Annotated in this window: 20 protein-coding genes; 8 read left to right on the forward strand and 12 right to left on the reverse strand. The window is 69.7% G+C overall.

The features are described from left to right. Positions 1-62 precede the first annotated feature (62 nt). Together pcaB and ACO1BU_RS04570 are read right to left on the reverse strand one after the other, a co-directional pair. A complete protein-coding gene (gene pcaB / locus ACO1BU_RS04565; protein WP_424134725.1) occupies positions 63-1,409 on the reverse strand; it encodes a 3-carboxy-cis,cis-muconate cycloisomerase in 1,347 nt (448 codons plus the stop codon). Positions 1,410-1,444: 35 nt separating this feature from the next. Next, the gene (locus tag ACO1BU_RS04570; protein ID WP_424134726.1) at positions 1,445-2,434 is read right to left on the reverse strand and encodes a Bug family tripartite tricarboxylate transporter substrate binding protein; all 990 of its coding nucleotides are present in this window, start codon (positions 2,432-2,434) and stop codon (positions 1,445-1,447) included. 104 nt (positions 2,435-2,538) lie between these two features. On the opposite strand from ACO1BU_RS04570, the gene ACO1BU_RS04575 reads away from it, so the two are divergent. Beyond that, positions 2,539-3,312 (forward strand): GntR family transcriptional regulator, encoded by a 774-nt coding sequence (locus ACO1BU_RS04575; RefSeq protein WP_424134727.1) that lies wholly within the window; start codon positions 2,539-2,541, stop codon positions 3,310-3,312. 7 nt (positions 3,313-3,319) lie between these two features. On the opposite strand, the gene ACO1BU_RS04580 is transcribed toward ACO1BU_RS04575, so the two are convergent. Together ACO1BU_RS04580 and ACO1BU_RS04585 are read right to left on the reverse strand one after the other, a co-directional pair. Continuing rightward, a complete protein-coding gene (locus ACO1BU_RS04580) occupies positions 3,320-3,826 on the reverse strand; it encodes a MarR family winged helix-turn-helix transcriptional regulator (RefSeq protein WP_424134728.1) in 507 nt (168 codons plus the stop codon). Positions 3,827-3,938: 112 nt separating this feature from the next. Then, positions 3,939-4,928, reverse strand: a complete 990-nt coding sequence (locus ACO1BU_RS04585; RefSeq protein WP_424134729.1) for a tripartite tricarboxylate transporter substrate binding protein — start codon at positions 4,926-4,928, stop codon at positions 3,939-3,941. Between the two features lie 203 nt (positions 4,929-5,131). Between ACO1BU_RS04585 and ACO1BU_RS04590 the strand changes: the two genes are divergently transcribed. After that, complete coding sequence (locus ACO1BU_RS04590) at positions 5,132-6,724, forward strand: FAD-dependent monooxygenase (protein WP_424134730.1); 1,593 nt, start codon at positions 5,132-5,134, stop codon at positions 6,722-6,724. 15 nt (positions 6,725-6,739) lie between these two features. On the opposite strand, the gene ACO1BU_RS04595 is transcribed toward ACO1BU_RS04590, so the two are convergent. Beyond that, positions 6,740-6,928, reverse strand: a complete 189-nt coding sequence (locus ACO1BU_RS04595) for an LPXTG cell wall anchor domain-containing protein (RefSeq protein ID WP_424134731.1) — start codon at positions 6,926-6,928, stop codon at positions 6,740-6,742. Between the two features lie 12 nt (positions 6,929-6,940). Beyond that, positions 6,941-7,603 (reverse strand): dienelactone hydrolase family protein, encoded by a 663-nt coding sequence (locus ACO1BU_RS04600; protein WP_424134732.1) that lies wholly within the window; start codon positions 7,601-7,603, stop codon positions 6,941-6,943. A gap of 133 nt (positions 7,604-7,736) precedes the next feature. Here ACO1BU_RS04600 and ACO1BU_RS04605 point away from each other — a divergent pair, with 133 nt between their 5' ends. Further along, positions 7,737-7,931 (forward strand): DUF4169 family protein, encoded by a 195-nt coding sequence (locus tag ACO1BU_RS04605; RefSeq protein ID WP_424134733.1) that lies wholly within the window; start codon positions 7,737-7,739, stop codon positions 7,929-7,931. Positions 7,932-7,958: 27 nt separating this feature from the next. On the opposite strand, the gene ACO1BU_RS04610 is transcribed toward ACO1BU_RS04605, so the two are convergent. The 5 genes from ACO1BU_RS04610 to ACO1BU_RS04630 form a co-directional block, all read right to left on the reverse strand. Beyond that, positions 7,959-8,384: a phasin family protein gene (locus ACO1BU_RS04610; RefSeq protein ID WP_424134734.1), complete on the reverse strand. Its 426-nt coding sequence runs from the start codon at positions 8,382-8,384 to the stop codon at positions 7,959-7,961. 73 nt (positions 8,385-8,457) lie between these two features. Next, entirely contained in the window at positions 8,458-9,312 is an 855-nt protein-coding gene (locus tag ACO1BU_RS04615; RefSeq protein ID WP_424134735.1) for a TetR family transcriptional regulator, read from the reverse strand. 148 nt (positions 9,313-9,460) lie between these two features. After that, complete coding sequence (proC, locus tag ACO1BU_RS04620) at positions 9,461-10,273, reverse strand: pyrroline-5-carboxylate reductase (RefSeq protein ID WP_424134736.1); 813 nt, start codon at positions 10,271-10,273, stop codon at positions 9,461-9,463. Positions 10,274-10,374: 101 nt separating this feature from the next. Continuing rightward, positions 10,375-10,878 carry a type III secretion system chaperone family protein gene (locus ACO1BU_RS04625; protein WP_424134737.1) on the reverse strand — a complete coding sequence of 168 codons (504 nt, stop codon included), beginning with the start codon at positions 10,876-10,878 and terminating at the stop codon, positions 10,375-10,377. 125 nt (positions 10,879-11,003) lie between these two features. Continuing rightward, a complete protein-coding gene (locus tag ACO1BU_RS04630) occupies positions 11,004-11,405 on the reverse strand; it encodes an accessory factor UbiK family protein (RefSeq protein WP_424134738.1) in 402 nt (133 codons plus the stop codon). Positions 11,406-11,683: 278 nt separating this feature from the next. On the opposite strand from ACO1BU_RS04630, the gene lgt reads away from it, so the two are divergent. The 5 genes from lgt (at position 11,684) to ACO1BU_RS04655 (ending at position 16,489) form a co-directional block, all read left to right on the forward strand. After that, positions 11,684-12,490, forward strand: a complete 807-nt coding sequence (gene lgt / locus ACO1BU_RS04635; protein WP_424134739.1) for a prolipoprotein diacylglyceryl transferase — start codon at positions 11,684-11,686, stop codon at positions 12,488-12,490. Between the two features lie 23 nt (positions 12,491-12,513). Next, entirely contained in the window at positions 12,514-13,479 is a 966-nt protein-coding gene (locus tag ACO1BU_RS04640) for a class I SAM-dependent methyltransferase (RefSeq protein WP_424134874.1), read from the forward strand. Continuing rightward, positions 13,476-14,243 carry a peptidoglycan editing factor PgeF gene (gene pgeF / locus ACO1BU_RS04645; protein ID WP_424134740.1) on the forward strand — a complete coding sequence of 256 codons (768 nt, stop codon included), beginning with the start codon at positions 13,476-13,478 and terminating at the stop codon, positions 14,241-14,243. The genes ACO1BU_RS04640 and pgeF overlap by 4 nt, the downstream gene beginning before the upstream one ends. Before the next feature lie 134 nt (positions 14,244-14,377). Further along, positions 14,378-15,376: a hypothetical protein gene (locus ACO1BU_RS04650; RefSeq protein ID WP_424134741.1), complete on the forward strand. Its 999-nt coding sequence runs from the start codon at positions 14,378-14,380 to the stop codon at positions 15,374-15,376. 180 nt (positions 15,377-15,556) lie between these two features. Continuing rightward, positions 15,557-16,489 (forward strand): ribose-phosphate pyrophosphokinase, encoded by a 933-nt coding sequence (locus ACO1BU_RS04655; RefSeq protein ID WP_424134742.1) that lies wholly within the window; start codon positions 15,557-15,559, stop codon positions 16,487-16,489. A 55-nt stretch (positions 16,490-16,544) separates the two neighbouring features. Here ACO1BU_RS04655 and ACO1BU_RS04660 read toward each other — a convergent pair whose 3' ends face one another. Further along, positions 16,545-17,609, reverse strand: a complete 1,065-nt coding sequence (locus tag ACO1BU_RS04660; RefSeq protein ID WP_424134743.1) for an SDR family oxidoreductase — start codon at positions 17,607-17,609, stop codon at positions 16,545-16,547. Positions 17,610-17,672 lie beyond the last annotated feature (63 nt).

A 17,672-nucleotide genomic window follows, 5' to 3' on the forward strand; every position in this document is an offset into this window, starting at 1 on the left:
CCAAACTCGACTAAGAGAATAACGAGGCCGGGGAGAATTCCCTCTCCCCGGCCTTTTAGCACTCAGCGTCCCGCAAGCACCCGGTCAACCATCCGCGGCGCCAATCCAAGGTAATTTGCCGGGTCGCAGCGCGCTTCCACGCCTTCGCGTCCACCCAGCGCGTCCACCACCTCCGGCACCTCCATCAGGGCCTCGGCCAGGGTGCGGCTGGAGGTGATGGCGGCGCGGCAGGCATCATAGACCACGTCATGCGCATGCTGCCGGCCCAGCTTCGGTGCCGCGGCCATCATCACCGCCTCCGCCACGATCAGCCCGCCGGTCATGTCCAGATTCGCGCGCATCCGTGCCGCGTCGACGGTCAGGCCGGAGAGGGCGAACTTCGCCTGCCCCAGGCAGCCGGCGGTCAGGATGAAGCTCTCCGGCAGGGCGAGCCATTCCAGGTGCCACGGCCCGGTCGCGCGCTCGAAATCGTGGATCATGCCGTCCAGCATCAGCGCCACCTGCTGCCGCACAGCCTTGGCGGTGGCCAGCATGATCTCGGAGGAGATCGGGTTGCGCTTCTGCGGCATGGTGGAGGAGGCGCCGCGCCCTTTCACGAAGGGCTCCATCACCTCGCCGCCGAACTCGCTCGACATCATCAGCATCACATCGGTCGCGATCTTGCCGAGGCTGCCGGTGACGAGACCGAGGAAGGACACCGCCTCCGCCAACCCATCACGCGCGACATGCCAGGTGATCGGCGGCTGGTTCAGGCCCAGCTCCTCGCAAAAGGCCTGCTGCACGCGGAACCCATCCTCGCCGAGGGAGGCGAGGGTGCCGGCCGCGCCCGCGAACTGCCCCATCAGCGCGCGCGGGCGAAGCTGTTCCAGCCGCTCCGCATGCCGATCCATGGCGGAGAGCCAGATGGCAACCTTGTAGCCGAAGGTGACGGGCAGGGCCTGCTGCAAATGGGTGCGCCCGGCCATCGGCGTGTCGCGGTGCTTCGCGGCCAGCACCGCCAGGATGCCCCGCAGCGCCTCGATATCACTCGCGACAAGCTCCAGCGCGGCGCGAAGCTGGAGCACATTGGCCGTGTCCATGATGTCCTGGGTCGTCGCACCCCAGTGCACATACCGTCCGGCCTCGCCCGCTGCTTCGGAAAGCTGATGCACGAGCGGCAGGATGGGATAGCCGACATTCTCCGTCTCGAGCCGCAGGCGATCCCAGTCGATCGCCATGTTCCCGGCCGCCTTGGCAATGGCGTCAGCCGCTTCAGCCGGAATGACGCCGCAGCGTGCCTCGGCGCGGGCGAGCGCCACCTCCGCCTCCAGATAGCGGTCTACGAGAGCCATGTCGGTGAAGATGGCGCGCATGGCCGGCGTGCCGAACATGTCGCGGAAGAGCAGGGAGTCGAGCGGGGTGCTGGGCATGGGAACTCCGGGAAGGCGGTCGGTGGTGCTGCGTGCTATTCGGGCTGTATGCCGGCGGCCTGCATCACGCCGCGCCAGCGTTCCATCTCGGAGACGAGGAAGGCACGGGCACCGGCCTGATCGGTCGCGGGCATCGGCACATTGCCCAGCTCGGCCAGCTTGGCGATGAAGGCGGGCTCCGCCAGCACCTTGCGCGTGTCCTCATGCAGGCGGTCCAGGATCGGCTGTGGCGTTCCCGCCGGGGCGAGCAGCATGTTCCAGGTGGACATCTGGAAATCCGCCAGTTCCGGGATGCCGCTTTCGCGCACGGTGGGCAGGTCGGGCAGGAAGGGCACGCGCGTGGCGGAGGTAACGGCGAGCGGCCGTACCATTCCACCACGGATGCTGCCCAGCGCGGTGGTGGAGGTGTCGTTCACCAGGGTCAGCGTGCCCGCGATCAGATCCGTCATCGCTGGCGCGACGCCGCGATAGACAATGTGGTTCATCCGCGTCTTCGTCAGGGACAGGATCTGCACCTGCGAGACATGCGCTGCGGAGCCGTTGCCGGCGGAGCCATAGTCGAAATGGTCGGGCTGGGCGCGCACTGCCTCGATCAGGTCGCGCAGCGAACGGAAGGGTGAATCCGCGCGGACCAGCAGCACCACCGGCCCCTCCATCAAGGTGCTCACCGGGGCGAAGTCCGCCACCGTGTCATAGGACATGCGCCGATAGAGCGATGGGTTGATGGAGTGGGACAGGTTGTTGAACAGCAGCGTGTAGCCGTCCTTTGGCGCCTTCGCGACGACATCGGCCCCGATCGTCGATCCGGCGCCGGTGCGGTTCTCGACCAGCACGCGCGCGTTCATCTGCTTGCCCAGAGCTTCGGCGAAGACGCGTCCGAGTGTGTCGGTGGGGCCGCCCGCTGCGAAGGGCAGGATCAGGCGGATTGGGCGGTCGGGATAGGCACCCTGGGCCATGACGCGCCGGGCGGAGAGGGCGGGCAGCAGGGACGCGGCGGCCAGGACGGAGCGGCGGCGCAGGGCCATGGAGACTTCTCCCAAAGGTTCGTTCTTAATTATTGGTACGAACCAATAAGGAGGCTGGGGCGGCCTTGTCAACGCGCCCTCCGTGCCTACCCTGGCAGGGTTCCATGTCCGCCTCCCAAGCTCCGCCCCGCTACGCCGCACTGGCCCGTGACATCGCCGGCGAAATCGCGCGCGGCCTGCACCCCGTGGGCAGCCGCCTGCCGACCGAGCTGGAGCTGTCCGCCGAGCGTGGGGTGAGCCGCGCCACGGTGCGGGCAGCGCTGCTTCGGCTGGAGGAACTGGGCCTCGTCTCCCGCCGGCGCCGCGACGGCACGCGGGTGACGGCGACGAGGCCGGAAGGCCAGCCCGGCGCCTATTCGCAATCTCTGAACGCTGTGGATGACCTGCTGCAATACGCGGCCGAGACAACTCGCCGCGTGATGCATATCCGTCCGGTGGTGGCGGATGACGGCCTGGCCGCGCGTCTCTCGGTGCGCCCTGGCAGTCGCTGGCTCCATGTCGAAAGCCTGCGCATCCCGCTGGCGGATGGCGGCCCGCCGCTATGCTGGACGGACGCCTATGCGGATGCCGACTCCGCGCCGACCAACCTGGCCCAGCGCCTGCGCGATCCGGAATGCCTGACGCTGATCGCGGTCATGGTGGCGGAAGCCTCAGGCCGTCCCATCGAGGAGGTGCGGCAGGAAATCCGCGCTTCCGGCGTGCCGGAAGGCCCGGTTGCTCGGGCGCTGGAGGCGGATCCAGATAGCCACGCGTTGGAAATCATGCGTCGCTATCTTGACCCGGCGGGGGCACCGCTGGTGGTCACCATCAGCCTGCATCCAGCGGCGCGCTTCGCCTATGTCACGCGGCTGCGCCGGCGCTCCGGGGCAGCGGTCTAGTCGCCGCTCAGGTCCCGGCGCGCATCAGCGGCACGCGCACCGCGGCGTCGTGGTGGTTCAGCAGCTTGTCCAGCAACGCGCTGAGGGACGCAGCCTCCTTCTCCGAGAGGGGCTCCATCAGCCGCTGGCGCGCGCGCTCCGCCGCCGGGCCGATGGCTTCGAGTAAGCGGGTGCCTTCCTCCGTCAGGGTCAGCACGCGCCGCCGGCGATCCGTTCCGTGCCTCTCACGCCGCAGCAGGCCGCGTTCCTCCAGCAGACCGACGACCATGCCGGTGGTGGAGCGGTCCAGGCCAAGCGCCTGCGCCACGCCGATCTGATCCAGCCCGGGGCGTTCCCGAAGCGCCAGCATGATTCCGTACTGGGTGGTTGTTACCTCGAAAGCCCGGCACTCCTCGGCGAAGACCGAGAGCGCGGCCTGATGGGCACGCCGCAGCTTGAAGCCCGGCCGGTCATAGAGGATCGCGAGCGTGGCGGGGCACGGGACGCGCGTGGCTTGCGTCTCATCAGTGGGCAAGGGAGCGGTTTGGGTCAGCGGCCGGTCCTCACGCAGGGTGGATCCCGTTTGCAGGAAATCACCCGCCCCTTCCAGTCCGCCCGCGGCCGCACCTGGTCCGGCCCCGGATCTCCTACCCGGCCGTGATCTTCGCTTCCCGGATCACCGCTGCCCAGCGCGCGTAGTCACGCGCCACGAGCTGACCGAAAGCCTCGGGCGTGGTGGGCGTGGGGATCATGCCCTGGCCCTTCAGTGCCTCGGCTGTCGCAGGCTCGGCCAGCCAGGCATTCAACTCGGCGTTCAGCTGGCGCACGAGCGCATCCGGCAGGCCGGCGGGACCAAGCAGCCCGTACCAGAGATCGGCCTGGGCGCCGGGGAAACCGGCCTCGGCCAGGGTCGGGATCTCGGGGGCGGAGGGCGCGCGCTGGTCGCTGGCCACGGCCAGCATCCGGATCTGCCCGGCCTGGACGAGCGGCAGCGCCGTGTGCACGGGCAGCACCATCGCCGCGACGCGCTTGCCCAGCAGGTCCTGGATCGCCGGAGCCGAGCCGCGATAGGGCACGTGGTTCAGTTCCACCTTCGCGGTGAGAGCGAAGAGCGCCATGCCCAGATGCTGCGGGGTGCCATTACCGGGAGAGGCGTAGTCGATCTGCCCGGGCCTGCTGCGGGCCAGTTCCGCGAAGGCGCCTGCGTCGCGCGCCGGCACGTCCGGATTCACCACCAGCGCCAGGTCGCCGCGCGTGAGCAGCGCAATGGGCGTGAAGCCCTTCACGGGGTCATAGGGCACCTGCGGAAACAGGCTGGCATTCATAACGAAGGTGTTGGGCTGCATCATCAGCGTGCGCCCGTCCGGCGTCGCGCGGGCGACGAACTGGGTGCCGATCACCCCGCTGGCACCCGCGCGGTTGTCCACCACCACGGGCTGACGCAGGCGCGGCTGCAGATAGGGGCTGGCGAGCCGCGCCAGGATGTCGGGCCCCGTGCCGGCCGTGTAGGGCACGACGATCGTGACCGGCCCATCGGGTAGCGGTGCCCCTGTCTGCTGCGCGCCGGCCACGCGCGCGACGAAGGGGAGGGCGGCAAGCGCGGCGAGCCCGCGGCGCGGGACGGCGTGGTGACGCACGGACGTTTCCTGCTCTTCTGGCGATCTGGATCCGAACAGCCTGTCCGATTGGTGAGACGTCTGTCAATCATCGCGGGCAGAATCACCGGGCCGGGCCGCAGATCGTCAGCCGTCTGACGACTTGACGGCCGTAACCCCTCATGGAAGCCTGACGGGGTCTGCTTCCCCGCAGGCCAATTCCAAGACCGCTTCGGACAACGCCCATGAACGCCGCCTCCCCGGACAGTAGCCAGGTCATCATCGTGGGAGGAGGGCCGGTCGGCACGGGCCTCGCGATCGCGCTCGGCCAGCGCGGCATCCGCTGCACCTTGGTCGAACGCTATCTCCAGCCCCAGCCCATCCCGAAGGGCCAGAATCTGACCCAGCGCACGATGGAGCACTTCTATTTCTGGGGCGCGGAGAAGGAGCTGCGCGCCGCCCGCACCATCCCGAAGGAGTACGGGATTGGCGGCATGACCGCCTACGGCACCCTGCTCAGCGAGTATCACTACGACTGGCTGCAGCGGGAACTGGTGCGCCCCTTCTACTTCACGGACAATGAGCGCCTGCCGCAATACGCGACCGAGGCCGTGTTGCGCGCCCGCCTGGCGCAGCTTCCCTCCGTGCAGGCGGTCTATGGATGGACCGCCGAAAGCGTCGAGCAGGACGAATCAGGCGTGCGCGTCACCATCGCCGAACGCGGCGGGGAAGGGCGGCGGGTGCTGCGGGCCGAATACGCGGTGGGCTGCGACGGCAGCCGCTCCACCGTGCGGGAGGCAGCCGGGATCACGCAGACCCGCTCGGACCATGACCGCCTGATGGTGCTGCTCGTCTTCCGCTCGGAAGGGCTGAACGAGTTGCTCAAGCGATATCCCGGCAAGTCCTACTACAACGTGCTACACCCCGAGCTGCGGGGCTACTGGCAGTTCTTCGGCCGGGTGGACCTGGAGGGCACCTTCTTCTTCCACGCCCCGGTGCCCGTGGGCACCACGAAGGACAGCATGGACTTCGCCGCCTATCTCCATCGCGCGGCGGGTGCCGAGTTCGACGTGGCCTTCCAGCATATCGGCTTCTGGGACCTGCGCTTCGCCATCGCCGACAGCTATCGCAAGGGCCGCATCTTCGTGGCCGGCGATGCCGCGCACAGCCATCCGCCCTATGGCGGCTACGGCATCAACACGGGGCTGGAGGACGCGGCGAACCTCGCCTGGAAGCTGGCTGCGACCTTGCAGGGCTGGGCGGGGCCCGGGCTGCTCGATTCCTACGACGCCGAGCGCCGGCCCGTTTTCGCCTCCACCGCTGCGGACTTCATCGAGAAGTCCATTCATGCGGACCGCGACTTCCTGGCCGCCTTCGACCCCGCGCGCGACAAACACGCCTTCGAGGCGGAATGGACTGCCCGGCAGTCGGGCGCGAAGTCAGAGGTCGCCTCCTTCGAGCCGAATTACGAGGGCTCCCCGATAGTTATCGGACCGCCGGGGCGGGGGCCAAGTGCCATGGGATCCCACAGCCTCGCTGCGCGGCCGGGCCATCATCTCGCGCCGCAGCCGCTGCCCTCCGGCGCGAATGTCTTCGAGGTCCTGGGGCTGGGCTTCACCCTTCTCGACATGAAGGGAAGCGGTGCCGGGCCTTTCGCCGAGGCGGCCGGAAGGCTCGGCGTTCCGCTGACGGTGGTGGAAGGCGGCGAGGCCGCGCGCGCTGCCTATGCGGCAACGCAGGTGCTGGTCCGGCCCGACCAGTTCGTAGCCTGGGCCGGGGAAGGGCAGGGCGCGGATGCGGCGACGATCCTGGCCCGGGCGGCCGGCCGGGGCGGCTGATCCGCCCCGACCGGGTCAGGCGCTGGAGCTGGTGCCCCAGCCACGCTTCCGGCGGCGGCGCCCCACCACGAATGCCGCCGCAGCAGCAATCGCAAGCAGCCCGATCATCACCAGCGGCGGCTCCGAGAAGCCATTCGGCCAGACATAGGGGATACCGATCAGCATAAGCAGGAAGATGACGATCGCGACCAGCGGCTGGAGCATCGCTCTGGCTTCTTAGCCCAGATGCCTGGAGAGGAAGGCGAGTGCCCGCTCTTCGGCCAGCGCCGTGGCAGCGGCGTCGTAGCTGGAGCGGTCCTCGCAGGCGAAGCCATGACCGGCGCCCGGATAGACGAAGATCTCCACATCCGGCTGCGCCTGCCGCACCAGCTCCACATCAGAGAGGGGAATGCCCTTGTCCTCGGCGCCGAAATGGAGCTGGACCGGGCAATGGGGCGCCTCGGTGCGGGTGCCGGCGATGCCGCCGCCATAATAGCCGACCGCGGCCTTGAAGGAGCGGGAGCGGGTGGCGCCCCACCAGGCGATGGTGCCGCCCCAGCAATAGCCGATGATCCCGTGCGTGGCGCCCGCCGGCAGGGCCTTCGCCGCCGCCTCGATGTCCATCATCACGGCTTCATCCGAGACCTGCTTCCGCAGCGCCATCCCGCGCTCGCGGTCCTCGGCCTCGTAACCCAGTTCAACCCCGCGCTCGGCGCGGTCGAACAAGGCGGGGGTGACCACGGCATAGCCCAGGCTGCCGAGATGGTCCGACAACCGCCTCATATGCGGGTTCACCCCAAAAATCTCCTGCACCACCACCAGGGCGCGCTTCGCATCGGTGGGGCCGGTGCGCCAGGCGGAGAGGCGATGGCCATCGGCGGCAGTCAGCTCGATCTGCATGCGGGGAACTCCGGCATTTCCATGGTGCCGGGCCATGCCACCCGGCGGTTTGGGCGCGCCCCGGCCAAGATGGCGGAGCCAGGTTGCGAACCGGCCGATTCCGATCCGGCGCAATCCATCCTATCCTGAGCCCATGGCCGAGATCGTCAACCTGAACCGCGCCCGCAAGGCGCGCGACCGAGCCGCGACGGAGGCCAGGGCAGCCGCCAACCGGACCGCCCATGGCCGCACAAAGGCAGAGCGGGCGAAGGATGCAGAGGCGAGGACGAAGCGCGATGCCTTGCTGGACGGTGCACGGCTGGAGAAGCCGGAAGGCGAGGCGCCGTAGTCGCGGCGCCCGCCGGCAGCTTCAGCGCTACTTCTTCGCGACCAGTCCGCGCACCTCGTCCATCGCTTCCGAGAAGCGCTTGTTCAGCACCGTCAGCGCCTCGGCGTTCGACTTCTGGATGAGGTCGGCCAGTTCCTTCATGTTGGTCACGGCCTTCTCGTAGCTGGCCTTGACGATCTCGGCCTGCTTGGCAGCGCGCTCCTGCGGGTTGCCGCCAGTGGAGGCGCCGCGCACGGCTTCCGTCATGTCCGACATGGACTGCTGCAGGATTTCCATATGGCGGCGGGCCACCGCCTGCGCGCCCTCCAGCGCCACGCGGTTGGCGGCGGAGAGTGCCTCCAGGTTCCGGCGCTGCGCGGCAGCCAGGGCTTCCACATCAACCATGGGCACGCGCATTTCGGACAGGAGGCGCATCGGGTCCATCTCCGGCGGAAGGGTGGGGCGGTCGGACATGGCATTCCTCCATTCTGGATTGACGGTTTCACTCTGGCGCTTCCCGGCGGGCCGCCGCAAGCACGGCGCGATGTCAGCCCGTTGAAACTGCGCCGGGGCCGCGCCCTGGCTTCTTGAGAGGGGCCTCCGGCGCATCGCCTGGCTCGTCGGGGCCCAGCGCCGAAGGAGGCGCCGGTGGGCTCGGGGGAAGGGGAGCCTCCGGTGTCACGGCGGGTTCGCCGCCCTGCCCTGGAAGGTCGGAACCGGTATCGGCGCTCGCCACCATGATGCCCGTATCGGCCAGCGGCGGGTCCACAATGTCGGGCGGCGGGGAATCGGCGCCCTCCACCGGGCCGGGGGAGGGGTCCTCCTCCGTCAGGCGCAGGGTGCGGGCGATCCTCTCGGCGCGGTCCAGCGCGCGGTCCAGCGCGGCCATGGTGGGGCCGAGATCGATGCTCTCATCCCCCTCCCAGGCCCGGGCGGCGGAGATCCAAACTCCGGTCAGGCCCTGCACGCGCAGCGCGCCGGTGATCCCGGCCGTGGAGACGCCCGCGCCCTCCAGCGTCCAGGCCATGGAGGCCATCAGAAGTGGGGAGAGCAGCAGGGCGGAAAGCGGATCCCGTGTCAGGTCCCGCTGAAGGCGCAGTACGCCGGCACGGTGCGGCGCCAGGGCGTCGAAGCGGCGCATCAGCAGGTCGAAGACGCGATCCCGCGCGCTGCCGAAGCCGGTCTGGCCGGGCACCGTGCCCTCCAGCACCGCCTGGTCCACCGCCCTGTGATAGACGCGGAGCAGGTCGACCGGGGTGGCGTAGCGGCCACGCAGATCGCTCAGGCCTTCGCCGCTTTCGGCCGCGATGCGGGCGAAGGTGGTGCCGTGCCAGCCATATTGGGCCACGACGCGCCAGAAGGCGTCGAAAAGGGCCGGGGAGGGGGCGTCATGCGTATCCATCGCGTTGCAAGATGGCCCATTCGGCAAAGGGATCAACCACGTGTGGCGCGCGGACCGGCGGGCCGGTCAGACGCCCGGCCTTCCGGCCCGGATGATCGTCACCGCCGCGGAGCCCGCGCGGTGCGGCGGGCCGCAAGATGAAGGGCTGCTAGCCCGCGAGCTCGCGGGACCGCCTGGTGGCGGCCTCGATCGCCTGGGAGATCAGGGCGGGCCATGCCCTCTGCGCCATCAGCACGGCCAGGGCCTGCTCGGTCGTGCCCTTGGGAGAGGTGACATTCTGCCGCAGCACCGCCGCATCCTCCGTGCTGCGGCCCAGCAGCGCGCCGGAGCCGGCGACCGTGGCGCGTGCCATGCGGCGGGCGAGATCGGGCGGCACGCCTTGCTCCAGCGCCGCCTTCTCCAGCAATTCCGCCAGCAGGAAGACATAGGCCGGGCCGCCGCCGGAGACGGCGGTGACCGGGTCGATCAAACTCTCGGCATCGACCCAGGCCACCTCGCCCGTCGCGCTCAGGAGACGGTCCGCGAGGTCCTTCTGTGCCGAGGAGACCCGACGGCCAGGGCAGGCCACGGTGAATCCCTGGCCGATGGCCGCGGGGGTGTTGGGCATGGCGCGTACCACCGCCGCGCCTTCCAGCAGGCCGTCCAGGCCGGAGATGGTCCGGCCGGCCATGATCGAGACAAAGAGGGCCCCCCCGCGCGCGAAGGGACGATAGGCCGGCAGAGATTCGGCTGCCTGCTGCGGCTTGATGGCAAGGACCACGGCCTCGGGCACGAAGCCCGAGGGAATGGATTCGGCATCCGGCACCACCTCCACCCTGTGGGCGAAGGCGTCGGTGGAAGGTTTGTGCGGTTCGACCACCACGGCGCGGGACAGGCCGCGCTCCAGCCAGCCCTGGAGCAGCGCGCCCCCCATCTTGCCGCAGCCAACCAGCAGAACGGGCGGCAGAACCTCAGCGGACATCGGCGATCCCTCAAGCCTCGGGAACGGAACGCCGGCGGGCAGCGCCCGCCGATCCGTTCCCCAAAAACAAATCCCGCCTCGCGGCGGGTTTGCTCAGGGTCTCAGGCTTCGCCGACGCAGTCCAGCATGGCTGCCGCCAGTGCTTCCGCCGGTGGCTTTCCGCCCCAGAGAACGAACTGGAAGGCCGGGAAGAAGCGCTCGCACTCGGTGATGGCGATGTCCACCATGTCCTCGAGGCTCTCGACGCTGGCGGCGCGGGCGCCGCGCAGCAGGACGGCATGCCGGAAGACGGGAATGCCCTCCTCGCCCTCCAGCCCGAAATGGCCGATCCAGAGCTTCTCATTGGCCAGGGCCAGCAGCTCATGCAGCTTGGCACGGGCCCCCGCCGGCACCTTCATGTCGAAGGCGCAGGTGAAATGCATGGCGCTGATTTCGTTGGACCACGCGAAGTGCAACCCGTAGTCGCACCACTTGCCGGGGGCCTCGGCGGCCATCTCTCCATCGGAGCGACGGTCGAAGGCCCATTCGTTGGCCGCCACGATCTGCTCGACAACGTCGAGCGGATTGGCGGCCTTGTCCCGGTCGGCAGCGAGGGTGGCTGACATGCGTCACCTCCTATCCCGAGACGGGCGGACCCCCGAGTCTGGTATCGAATCGGCTGGGTCGGCCCCAACTTGTTGATACTGCGATGGCGAACGCAGCGACAAGGCCGAAGGCTGCAACGTTTGGTTCAGATCACGATGGGATCGGTTCCATTGTCCGGCGGCGTGTCGCCCGTACCGTTTCCGGAGTTCCCGGAAGCAGCAGGCATGGCGTCCAGCCGGGCCTCCAGGGCGGCCACGCGCTGGGCAAGAGACTCCGCCTCCTCACGCGCGCGGCGGGCCACTTCCAGCGCCGCGTCCAGCTCCTCGCGCTTCACCAGGTTCAGCCGGGCGGTCAGTGCCTCCACCTGGGCCTGCACCGCAGCCTCGATCTCCGCCCGCGCGCCGTTGAGCACGGAGAAGGCGCCGCCTGCCATGCCCGCCAGGTCGTCAAAGAGCTTGCCGCGGCCGGGGCCGAAGCCCTTTCCGAAGCCACCGAAGGGGCCTCCACCCCCGGAGGATCCGGAAGAACCTTGTCCACCCTCTTGCATCTCCGCCTCCACTCAGTTCACCCGCTTAACATGGCCCCGATGGGCCTGCGGGCGTAGACCCTGGGGCGCTTTTCCTAGCCCCAAGGTGGATGGCCGCCCGCTGTCTCCCCGGGGCATGTCTCACCCGGGCGGCATTTCCCCGTCGCCGCGATCGGTCCTATACCCCGCGTGCTTCGGAACCCGCTCGATAGGCCGCGCATGTTTCTTGTCACCGGCGGAGCCGGCGTCCTTGGCTCCGATTTTGCCGCCGGACGGCCCAGCGCGGAGGAGCTGCCTATATGATTCCCGCCATCATGTTCCCCGCCTTCGACCCGGTGGCCATCGCCATCGGGCCCTTCGTCGTGCGCTGGTACGCGCTGGCCTATATCGCCGGCATCGTCATCGGCTGGCAGGTCGCGCGGCGCCTTGTGACCAAGGCGCCGGCCGCCGGTACGCCAGAGCAGGTGGACGACTTCGTCACCTGGGCGACGCTGGGCGTGATCCTCGGCGGGCGGATCGGCTACGTGCTGTTCTACCGGCCTGACATCATCACGAACGCCCCCTGGGAAATCGCCTATCTCTGGCATGGCGGCATGTCCTTCCATGGCGGCGCCGCGGGGGTGATCATCGCGCTGGCCTGGTTCTGCCATCGCGGCCGCGTGCCCTTCCTTTCCTTCTCGGACCGGGTCACCAGCGTGGTGCCGATCGGCCTCGGCCTCGGCCGCATCGCCAACTTCATCAATGGCGAGCTGTGGGGCCGCACCACTGACGTGCCCTGGGGCATGATCTTCCCCAATGCGGGTCCGGAGCCGCGGCATCCCTCCCAGCTTTACCAAGCGACGATGGAGGGGCTGATCCTCCTGGTGATCCTGCAATGGATCGTGCGTACGCCGCGGCTGCGGGCGCGGCCGGGCTTCACTTCGGGCGCCTTCCTGGCGGGCTATGGCGTCGCGCGTATCGTCGGTGAATTCTTCCGCCAGCCTGATCCGCAACTCGGCTTCCTCTTCGCGGGCGCGACCATGGGACAGCTTCTTTCCATCCCGATGGTGCTGGTGGGGATCTGGCTGATGGCGCGCAGCAGGCCCGTGGCGGTGCCCGCCGAGTGAGCGCGGAGCGCCTCGACGCCTTCATGGCGCGCGCGAACGCGGCCTATTACGCGTCCCGCGATCCTTTCGGCGCGGCGGGTGACTTCATCACCGCGCCCGAGATCACCCAGGCCTTTGGCGAATGCTTGGGGCTCTGGGCCGCCGTGACCTGGCAGTTGATGGGCCGCCCCGATCCCGTGATCCTGGCCGAGGCCGGGCCCGGGCGCGGCACGCTGATGGCTGATGCGCTGCGCGCCATCCGGTCCATGGTGCCCGACTTCGCCAGGGCGGCCCGGCTGCACCTGATCGAGACCTCGCCGCTGCTGCGGGTGGCGCAGCGTGCCCGGTTGCCGGACGCCACCTGGCATGACGACGCGGCGGAGCTGCCGGAGGGACCGCTGATCCTGCTGGCGAACGAGTTCCTGGACGCCCTGCCGATCCGCCAGTTCGTGCGCCGCGGCAGCGCCTGGGCGGAGCGCTTCGTGGCCGACGGCGCCTTCATCGAGCAGCCCGCCCCCGACGCGCCCCTGCCGAATGCGGGGGAGGAGGGCGAGATCCGCGAGGTGAACGAACCCGCTTTGGCCCTGGCTTCCGCCCTGGGCGCAAGGCTGGCCGCGCAGGGCGGCGCGGCACTGTTCATCGATTATGGGCCGGGTGAGAGCGGCCCGGGTGAGAGCCTGCAGGCCATCCGGAACCGCCAGCGGGCCGATCCGCTCGCCGAGCCCGGGACCGCCGACCTGACCGCCCATGTCGATTTCGCCGCCCTGGCCGGCGCGGCCCGTGCCGCCGGGGCTTCGGCGCATGGCCCGCTGCCACAGGGCGTGTTCCTGACCCGCCTGGGCCTGCACAGCCGCGCCGCCGCCCTGGCCGCCTCCGATCCGGGCCGTGGAAGCCGCCATCTGGAGGCCGCAACCCGCCTGACGGCGCCCGAGGCCATGGGGCGGCTGTTCAAGGCACTGGTCCTGTGCCACCCGAACCTTCCCACCCCGCCCGGTTTCGAATCCGCATGACCGCCGAGTTCCTGACTGCCTCCGGCCTGGCCGGGATGCCGCACGGCTTCTTCACCCGGCGAGGCGGCGTCTCCACCGGCCGCTTCGCAAGCCTCAACTGCTCATTCTCTAGCCAGGACGACCCGGAGGCCGTGCGGGAGAACCGGGCCCTGGCGATGCGGGCGATCGGGGCCGATCCGGGCTCGCTCTCCAGCCTGTTCCAGGTGCATGGGGTGGATGTGGCGGTGGCCGATGCGCCGATTCCGATCAGCAACCGGCCGAAGGCGGATGGGGCGGTGACCAATCGTCCCGGCGTGACCCTGGGCATCGTCACCGCCGATTGCGGCCCTGTGCTCTTCGCCGATGCGCGCTCCGGGGTGGTCGGGGCTTGCCATGCCGGCTGGCGCGGGGCGCTGGCGGGGGTGTTGGAGGCCACGATCGAGGCCATGGAGCGGCTGGGCGCGAGGCGGGACGGCATTGCCGCCGCGCTGGGCCCCTGCATCCGCCAGCCGAGCTATGAGGTGGGGCCCGACCTGCGAGAGGCCTTGCTGGCCAGTGACCCCGAGGGGGAGCGCTTCCTTGCCCCGGGCAAGCGCCCGGAACACTGGCAGTTCGACATGGCCGGGCTGATCCTGGCCCGGCTGCGCGCCGCCGGGGTGGCTGCCGAGGCCCTGCCGAACGATACCCTGGCGGAGGAGGCCCTGTTCTTCTCCCATCGTCGCCGCACGCTGGAAGGGGGCGGGCCAATCGGCCACCAGCTCTCCGCCATCGCCCTGCCCGGATGATCCGCGCCGGGATAACCACCCTGGCGCGCGGCCGCCCGGCCATAGATAAGGGCCCCCGCCCATGCCCTATGTTTTCATGTTCACCGTGCTGATGTTCCTGACCCTGATCGCCTCCTGCGTGATCGGCTGAGCGGATGCGTCTTTCCCTAGTCCTGCTGCCGCTGGCCCTGCTGGCCGCCTGCGGGCCGCTACCCCAGCCCTTCCGAGGTAATCCGGGGGCGGAAGCCCGCCGCCTGGCCGTGCCGCCGGCCTACCGCATCGCTGTGCCGGCGCCCGGCGCCGCGCTGCTGGGCGACGCCGCCTCGGGCGATTTCGCCGTGGCCATGGCTGATGCGCTGGAGTCCGCTGAGGTTCCGGCGGTGGCTGGGCCGCCCCTGCCATTGGATTGGCGGTTGGACATCACGGCGGAAAGCGAGGGCCAGGGCGTGGTCCCGGCCTATGCCGTGGTGGACGCGGATGGCCGGGTACTCGGGCAGGCGCGGGGGGCCGCCGTGCCGATACGGGACTGGAGCCAGTCCGATCCCGCGATGCTGCGGCAGGTGGCCGCCCGCGATGCGCCGGTGGTGGCCGGCCTGCTGTCGCGCGGGGAGGCCGCGCGCCGCGCCTCAGAAAACGTGGCCTTCGATGGTTCGGGCGGCCCGCCCCGGGTGCGCTTCACCGGGGTGACCGGGGCGCCGGGCGACGGCAACCAAGCCCTGGCACAGCGCATGCGCGACTTCCTGGCCACCAAGGGCCTGGTGGTGCAGGACGATTCCAACGGGGCTGCCTTCTCTGTCTCGGGCGAGGTCGCGATGGCCCCGGCGCCGGACCGCAAGCAGCGGGTGGAGATCAAGTGGATCGTCACCCGGCGGGACGGGCATGACCTCGGCCGCGCGCTCCAGCTCAACGAGGTACCGACCGGCAGCCTGAACGGGCTCTGGGGGGACGTGGCCTATGTGGTGGCGGAGGAGGCGGCGGTCGCCGTGCGCGATATCATCGCCAATGCCGGGGGGCTGGGCGAGGCGGCTGCACGGCGTCCGGCGTCCAATTCAGGGCCCGAGCCTGCCCCGGCCGCCGGGCCGAATTCGGGGAGCAGCGCCGCTATGCCTGCCAGCGGGGCCACTGATCTGCCCGCGCCACGGCGCTCCCGATAACATCTACGTGGCCGCAGGGCGCATCCGCTCACCGTGGCATGCGTCCTGCGAGGGGCGGCTCTGCCGACTCGCCGGAATGGACTTGTCACTCAACGGTTGCTATCCCGCCGCCGCCCCACGCTGCCTGGCCCCGGACCTGATCCCGGACCTGCGGGCGGCGCGCCCGGAGAAGTCACGCGGATGAAGATCCTCGCCTGCAACAGCAACCGCCCGCTCGCCGAGGCGGTCGCAGCGGCCCTTAACCTGCCGCTCACCCAGGCCTCGGTCCGGCGCTTTGCGGATATGGAGATCTTCGTCGAGATCCAGGAGAACATCCGCGGCGAGGATGTCTTCGTCATCCAGTCCACGAGCTACCCGGCCAACGACAACCTGATGGAGCTGCTGATCACGCTGGACGCGCTGCGCCGCGCCTCCGCGCGCCGCGTGACCGCCGTGGTTCCCTATTTCGGCTATGCCAGGCAGGACCGGAAGTCCGGCCCCCGCACGCCGATCTCGGCCAAGCTGGTCGCGAACCTGATCACCCAGGCCGGTGCCGACCGCGTGCTGACGCTGGATCTGCATGCCGGCCAGATCCAGGGCTTCTTCGACATCCCCGTCGATAACCTCTTCGCCGCTCCGCTCTTCGCGCGCGACATCCAGGAGCGGTTCAAGGGCCGCGACCTGATGGTCGTCTCCCCCGATGTGGGCGGCGTGGTGCGTGCCCGTGCCATCGCGACGCGCCTGCACACGGACCTGGCCATCATCGACAAGCGCCGCCCCCGCGCCGGCGTGTCGGAGGTGATGAACGTCATCGGTGATGTGAGCGGCCGCGACTGCATCCTGGTGGACGACATCGTCGATTCCGGCGGCACGCTGTGCAACGCGGCCGAGGCGCTGCTGAAGAACGGCGCGCATTCCGTCAGCGTCTATGTCACGCATGGCGTCTTCTCGGGCGGGGCGGTGGCGCGCATCGGTGCCGCGCCGATCCAGCACATGATCACCACGGACAGCATTCAGGCCACTGAGGCGGTGCGCGTCTCCTCCAACATCAAGCAGCTGACCATCGCGCCGCTGCTGGCCGAGGCAATGCGGCGGATCAGCGAAGAGGCCTCGGTTTCGACGCTGTTCAATTGAGGAAACAAGCCTGGGGAAGGCGGTCTTCCCCCTGGCCTGATCCTGTGGCGTAGGATCAAGGAATGATCCGGGCCTGTCGCAGCGTGCTGAACAGGTCGAAGAAGGCGTCGTCCGTCGCCTGGTAGTCCAGGAAGCCAAGCTTCCGGCTCTTGCTCATATCGGTGACAACCTCGATCGGGCGCCCGAGATCGGCATCGGTGTGCCAGGCCGAGACCAGGCGGTTCAGCTCGGGCTCCACAAGCCCATGGCGCTGCGCGATCTCGCGCCAGGCCGGGGCGGCATCCGCCAGCTGCTGTTCCAGGGGCGTGCCCTGGCCGGGGAAGGGGCCGGGCTGCAGGCCGAACCATTCGGCGATGCGGCCCCACATCCAGTTCCAGCGGAAGACATCGCCATTGACCACGTTGAAGGCCTGGTTCCGGGCTGCCGACGTGGTGGAGGCCCATTCCAGGTGCCGCGCCAGAAGCCGCGCATCGGTCATGTCGGTCAGCCCGTTCCACTGCATGGCGGAGCCGGGAAAGAGGAAGGGGCGGCCGGTCTCGCGGCACAGCGTGGCATAGACTGCCAGGGTGACGCCCATGTTCATGGCATTGCCGACCGCATAGCCGATGATGGTGTGCGGGCGGTGCACGCTCCAACTGAAGCCGTCCCGCGCGGCGGCGGCGAAGACCTCGTCCTCCTGGGCGTAATAGAAGTTCTCGATGTCGAGCCGCGGCTGGTTCTCGCGGAAGGGCGTGGCGGGCAGGCTGCCCTTCCCATAGGCCTCGAAGGGCCCGAGATAGTGCTTCAGGCCAGTGACGAGCGCGGCATGCGTGATGCTGCCGGCTGGCCGCAGCGCGTCCAGCAGGTTGCGAACCATGGCGGCGTTGACGCGGATGTTCTCCGCCTCGGTGGGCTGGCGCAGCCAGGTGGTGATGAAGACATGGCTCGGGCGCTGGTCGCGCAGCGCGGCCTGCAGCCCAGCAGGATCGAGTAGGTCTGCCGCGACCGGCCGCAGCCCCTCGATATCACCCGGTGGGCGCCGCGCGAGGCCGCTGACCTGCCAGCCCTGCCCGATCAGGCGCCGGGCGAGGTTGTTGCCGACGATGCCGCTCACCCCTGCGATCAGTGCCGATCCTGTCATGCTCTCCACCATCCTGCTCGCCCTGGGCCCCGCAGGTAGGCGGCCCGATGCAGCAGGACCAGA

Origin of the sequence: Roseomonas chloroacetimidivorans (genome assembly GCF_049629625.1) — a bacterium.
GTDB lineage: Bacteria > Pseudomonadota > Alphaproteobacteria > Acetobacterales > Acetobacteraceae > Roseomonas > Roseomonas chloroacetimidivorans.